General features: G+C 64.3%; 6 protein-coding genes. All 6 read left to right on the forward strand.

All coding sequences use genetic code 11. The features are described 5' to 3' along the window. Positions 1-303 precede the first annotated feature (303 nt). The 6 genes from pdxH to ubiT all read left to right on the forward strand — a co-directional run bounded on the left by pdxH (position 304) and on the right by ubiT (position 5187). Positions 304-951, forward strand: coding sequence for a pyridoxamine 5'-phosphate oxidase (gene pdxH, locus ACODSV_RS35875; RefSeq protein WP_150056556.1), 648 nt, complete (start codon positions 304-306; stop codon positions 949-951). Between the two features lie 85 nt (positions 952-1036). Beyond that, positions 1037-1591 (forward strand): molybdenum cofactor biosynthesis protein B, encoded by a 555-nt coding sequence (gene moaB / locus ACODSV_RS35880; RefSeq protein ID WP_069076594.1) that lies wholly within the window; start codon positions 1037-1039, stop codon positions 1589-1591. Continuing rightward, the gene (locus ACODSV_RS35885; RefSeq protein WP_069076595.1) at positions 1588-2820 is read left to right on the forward strand and encodes a molybdopterin molybdotransferase MoeA; all 1233 of its coding nucleotides are present in this window, start codon (positions 1588-1590) and stop codon (positions 2818-2820) included. Before moaB ends, ACODSV_RS35885 begins: the two co-directional genes overlap by 4 nt. Before the next feature lie 9 nt (positions 2821-2829). Then, positions 2830-3825 (forward strand): ubiquinone anaerobic biosynthesis protein UbiU, encoded by a 996-nt coding sequence (ubiU, locus tag ACODSV_RS35890; protein ID WP_150056555.1) that lies wholly within the window; start codon positions 2830-2832, stop codon positions 3823-3825. Positions 3826-3835: 10 nt separating this feature from the next. Then, on the forward strand, positions 3836-4726 hold the full coding sequence (locus ACODSV_RS35895; protein WP_150056554.1) for a U32 family peptidase: 891 nt from the start codon (positions 3836-3838) through the stop codon (positions 4724-4726). Then, the gene (gene ubiT / locus ACODSV_RS35900; protein ID WP_024075018.1) at positions 4720-5187 is read left to right on the forward strand and encodes a ubiquinone anaerobic biosynthesis accessory factor UbiT; all 468 of its coding nucleotides are present in this window, start codon (positions 4720-4722) and stop codon (positions 5185-5187) included. The genes ACODSV_RS35895 and ubiT overlap by 7 nt, the downstream gene beginning before the upstream one ends. Positions 5188-5307 lie beyond the last annotated feature (120 nt).

A 5307-nucleotide genomic window follows, 5' to 3' on the forward strand; every position in this document is an offset into this window, starting at 1 on the left:
GCCGGGTTACCCACGGATTCAAGCCTGCGTTCGGCCAGCGTGGTTTAACGGGGCGTCTAAGATCAAGATCAAAAGCCAGAGCAAAGCCAGAGCAAAAGCAAAGCCAGAGCAAAAGCAAAGCCAGAGCAAAAGCAAAGCAAAGTAAAGGCAGAGCCAGAGTAACCGCAACAATACGATCAGCTGTAGAACCCCATGCCCAAGTAACCGCATGCGGCGTCATGCCACGGGTGAATGTTGATCGTGGTCAAGGGATAAATGCGCGGTAGTTCTCACACTGTGGCGAACTTTCTGGAGGACTGCGCCATGCCTTTGTCTCTTGCGCAATTGCGCCGCAACTACACCCTTTATGGCTTGCGTGATGACTTGGCGCAGGACGATCCCTTGGTGCTGTTTGGCCAGTGGTTGGATCAGGCGCGTAAAACCGAAGTGCCTCCGGTCGAGGCCAATAGTATGGCGTTGGCCACCGTGGACAGTCAGGGCCATGCCCATTGCCGCATTCTGTTGCTCAAGGGTTTCAGCGCTGAGGGTTTTTTCTTTTTCGGCCATTACCAGAGTGCCAAGGGGGAGGAGTTGGCGAGTAATCCCCATGCGGCCATGACGTTTTTCTGGCCGGGGCTGGAGCGGCAGGTGCGTATCGAAGGCCCTGTGGTGCGGGCGGATGCGCAGCTGTCGGACGATTATTTTGACGCGCGTCCGGCCGCCAGTCAGTTGGGTGCCTGGGCCTCGCCGCAAAGCCAGCCCCTTAGCCATCGCAGCGAGCTGGAAAGCCGCTTGCGTGAGGTCACCGAGCGTTTCGCCGGGCAGCAACCGCCGCGCCCTGAGCATTGGGGCGGCTACCGCCTGCAACCGCAGCGCATCGAGTTCTGGCAAGGCCGCCCTGACCGCCTGCACGACCGCCTCGATTACCGCTTGCACGCCGGGACGTGGCAGCGCACGCGCCTGGCCCCCTGAACGAGATACCTCCTTGGAGGAATAGGCCCTGCGCCCATTGCGGCGCAGGCTGACAGCCACTTTCTTTACGCCTGGAGCCTTGATCATGGCCCATTTGAAACAACGTCATTTCATCCCCCTGAACATCGCCGTGCTGACCATCAGCGACACCCGCACCCTCGACACCGACACCTCCGGGCAGACCCTGGTGGACCGCCTGCAAGGTGCCGGGCATGTGCTGGTCGACCGTGGCCTGGTGATCGACGATATCTACCAGATTCGTGCGCAGGTCTCCCTGTGGATCGCCGACCCTGATGTGCAAGTGGTGCTGATGACCGGCGGCACCGGCTTCACCGCCCGTGACAACACGCCCCAAGCGGTGCTGCCGTTGCTGGACAAACACGTGGAGGGCTTCGGCGAGTTGTTCCGCCAGGTGTCCCTGGTCGAAATCGGCACTTCCACCTTGCAATCCCGTGCGTTGGCCGGCATCAGCAACGGCGTGCTGGTGTGCTGCATGCCGGGTTCGCCGGGCGCGTGCCGTACCGCCTGGGATCAGATCCTCGCGGGCCAGTTGGACAGCCGCACCGGCCCGTGCAACTTCGTGCCGCACCTCAAGCCCCAGCCCGAGCAGATCCTGCAAGCCTGCGAGTCGCGTTCGTGAGCGTTTCGGTGTGCGACAGCGGCCACCTGATGCCGGTGGACGAGGCCATCGCCACGCTGCTGGCCCAGGCACCGCCGCCGCCGGGCACTCAGGTAATCGACCTGGAGCACGCCCTGGGGCGGGTGGTCGCCGAGGAACTGTTCTCGCCCCTGGACCTGCCGGGGTTCGACAACAGCGCCATGGATGGCTACGCCCTGCGCGCCGAGGACGTACCGGCAGAGGGGGGCTACCTGATGCTCGCCGGGCGCATTGCCGCTGGCCAGCACAGCACGGCGAAGGTGCAGGCCGGGCAGGCGGTGCGCATCTTTACCGGTGCGCCGGTACCGGCCGGTGCCGACACGGTGGTGCCCCAGGAACGCTGCCGCCTTTACGGCCAGCGTATCTGGTGCCCACCGGTGCGCCTGGGTGAGCATGTGCGCAAGCAGGGCGAAGAGTTGCGACGCGGCCAGACCCTGGTCGCCGTGGGCAAGCGCCTGCGTGCCCAGGACATCGGCTTGCTCGCATCGGCCGGCATCCCGCGCCTGAAAGTCTACCGCCCGCTACGGGTGTGCCTGCTCAGCAGCGGCAATGAACTGCGCGAGCCGGGTGAGGCACTGGTGCCTGGGCAGATCTACAACAGCAACCGATATGCCCTGGCCGCGCTGCTGCGCGGCTGGGGCGTGGACGTGCTCGACTACGGCGTGATGGCCGACGAACTGGCCGCCAGCCGCGATGCACTGGCCCTGGCGTCCTCCGAATGCGACGTGCTGTTGACGTCTGCCGGTGTATCGGTGGGGGAGGAGGACCACCTCAAGCAGGCCATCGAAGAACTCGGCCGCGTGGACTTCTGGCGCCTGGCGATTCAGCCCGGCAAGCCCCTGGCGTTTGGCGAGGTGGCGGGCAAGCCATGGCTGGGTTTGCCCGGCAACCCGTCGGCGGCGTTGATCACCGCGTTGGTGGTGGTGCGTCCGTTCCTGTTGCGCGCCCAAGGTGTGGCGCGGGTGCTGCCGGTACCGATCCAGGTGCCGGCCGATTTTGAATGGCTCCAGCCCAACAAGCGCCGCCAATACCTGCGCGCGCGCCTGAGCCCCGGCGAGGATGGGCAATTGCGCGCGGTGCTGCACCCCCAGCAAAGCTCGGCGATGCTCACCGCCGCCTGTTGGGCCGATGGCCTGGTGATCATCGAGCGCGAGCATCAGGTGCCCAGGGATGCACCGGTGCCATTTCTGTCTTTCGCTGAATTTTTGTGAGGAACCCCCATGCAACTGGTCTGCCCCGCAGGCAACCTGCCTGCGCTCAAAGCCGCGGTGCGCCAAGGCGCCGATGCGGTGTATGTCGGTTTTCGCGATGACACCAATGCCCGGCACTTCGCCGGGCTGAACATGGACGACAAACAATTCGACGGTGCCGTCGCCTTTATTCGCCAGCACCAGCGCAAGCTGTACGTGGCGGTCAATACGTACCCACAACCGAAGATCTGGGCGCGTTGGCAGCGCGCTGTCGACCGCGCGGCAGACCACGGCGTGGATGCGCTGATCGCCGCCGACCCCGGGGTACTCGACTACGCCAGCCGGCACCATCCGCAGATGGCCTTGCACCTGTCGGTACAGGGCTCGGCCACCCATGCGGCGGCGCTGAAATTCTATGCCGAACGCTACGGCATTCGTCGCGCGGTGTTGCCCCGCGTGCTGTCCCTGGCCCAGGTCAAGCAAGTGGCCGCGAGCAGCCCGGTGCCGATCGAAGTGTTCGGTTTCGGCAGCCTGTGCATCATGGCCGAGGGGCGTTGCCACCTGTCTTCCTACATCACCGGCGAGTCGCCCAACCTCTGCGGCGTGTGTTCGCCGGCCAAGGCCGTGCGCTGGAGCGAGGACGCCGACGGCTTGAGTGCGCGCCTGAGCGAAGTGCTGATCGACCGCTACACCCGGAACGAACCCGCCGGCTACCCGACCCTGTGCAAGGGCCGCTTCCTGGTGGGCGGCAAGCGCTTCCATGCCCTCGAAGAACCCACCAGCCTCGACACCCTCGACCTGGTGCCGGAGCTCACCGCCATCGGCGTCGAAGCGGTCAAGATCGAAGGCCGGCAACGCAGCCCGGCCTATGTGGAACAAGTCACCCGGGTCTGGCGCGCCGCGCTGGACGCCCACCGCAATGCGCCTGCCAGTTTTGTGGTCAAGGACCAGTGGCGCCAGGTGCTGGCCGGGTTATCCGAAGGCAGCCAGACCACGCTCGGCGCCTACCATCGTGCGTGGCAGTGAGGAGACACAGATGAAACTCAGCCTGGGACCGGTGCTGTTTTATTGGGATAAGGAACACCTGGGGCGCTTCTATTCAGACATGGCCGGCTTGCCCCTGGACGTGATTTACCTGGGCGAAACCGTGTGCGCCAAACGCCGCGCGTTCACCCTGGATCACTGGTTGGGCCTGGGCCGGGAACTGCAAACGTACAGCTCGGCGCAGATCGTGTTATCGAGCCTGACCTTGATCGAAGCCGCCTCCGAACTGTCGAGCCTGCGCCGCCTGTGCGACAACGGCGAACTGTTGGTGGAAGCCAACGACATGGGGGCGGTGCAGATGTTGATCGAGCGCAAATTGCCCTTTGTCGGCGGCCCGGCGCTCAACCTCTACAACGGCCACGCCCTGGTGCAACTGCTCGATGCGGGCATGCAACGCTGGGTGCCGCCGGTGGAATGCTCCCAGGGCTTGATCGCCGATGTGCTGGAGCAGGTACGCGAATTGGGCCGGCCGTTGCCCGAAGTGGAAATCTTCGCCTACGGCCACTTGCCCCTGGCGTATTCGGCGCGCTGCTTCACCGCTCGTGCCGAAAACCGGCCCAAGGATGACTGCCAGTTCTGCTGCATCAACTACCCCGACGGCATGGCGCTGACCAGCCAGGAAGGGCAGGCGCTGTTCACCTTGAACGGTATCCAGACCATGTCGGCCGACGTGACTAACCTGCTGGCCGATTACCCCGGCCTGGTGTCCAGTGGTGCCGATCTGTTGCGCCTGAGCCCGCGAGCCGAGGGCATGGTCGAGGTGGTGCGAGCCTTCGACCAGGTGCGCCAGGGCGCTACGCCGCCGCTGTATGTCGATGGTTGCAACGGCTACTGGCACGGCCAGGCGGGCATGTTGCGGGTTGAGGAGGTGGGGCTGTGCTGAGTCGTAAACAATGGCTGCTCAAAGGCGCCGACCAATTGTTTCCATTGATCCGTCGCGTACCGTTTGGCGTGCAGCGCCTGGTCTTGCAGCAAGCCCTTAACCGCTGCCTGGCCGAGCCCTTGCGCGACGGTGGGTTTGACCTGCTGCGCGGACGCTGGATGTGTCTGCGTATTCCTGACCTGGGGTTGTGCTGGTACCTGACCTTGGGGCGCGATGGATTGCGTATTGCGCAAAAGGCCGAGGCGCAGGTGAGCATCAGTGGTAACTGGCGCGAGTTCTTGTTGCTCGCCAGCCGGCAGGAAGATCCGGATACGTTGTTTTTTCGGCGCCGGTTGGTGATTGAGGGGGATACGGAGTTGGGGTTGGGGTTGAAGAATTTGATCGACAGCCTGGATCCGGATGTGTTGCCGCCTTGGTTGTGGCGGAATCTTGAGCGGGCGGGGCGGGGGGTGGTGGTTTGAGGGGGGTGGGGTTTGGGGACATATCCGTTGTTGCGGTAACGGCCACTGGCGGTTCCGCCCTTACGGCGGGTCACTTTTGGAAAAGAGCCCGGGATGCCGGCCCAGCCAAAAGTAACCAAA

Source organism: Pseudomonas sp. FG86 (genome assembly GCF_057808775.1).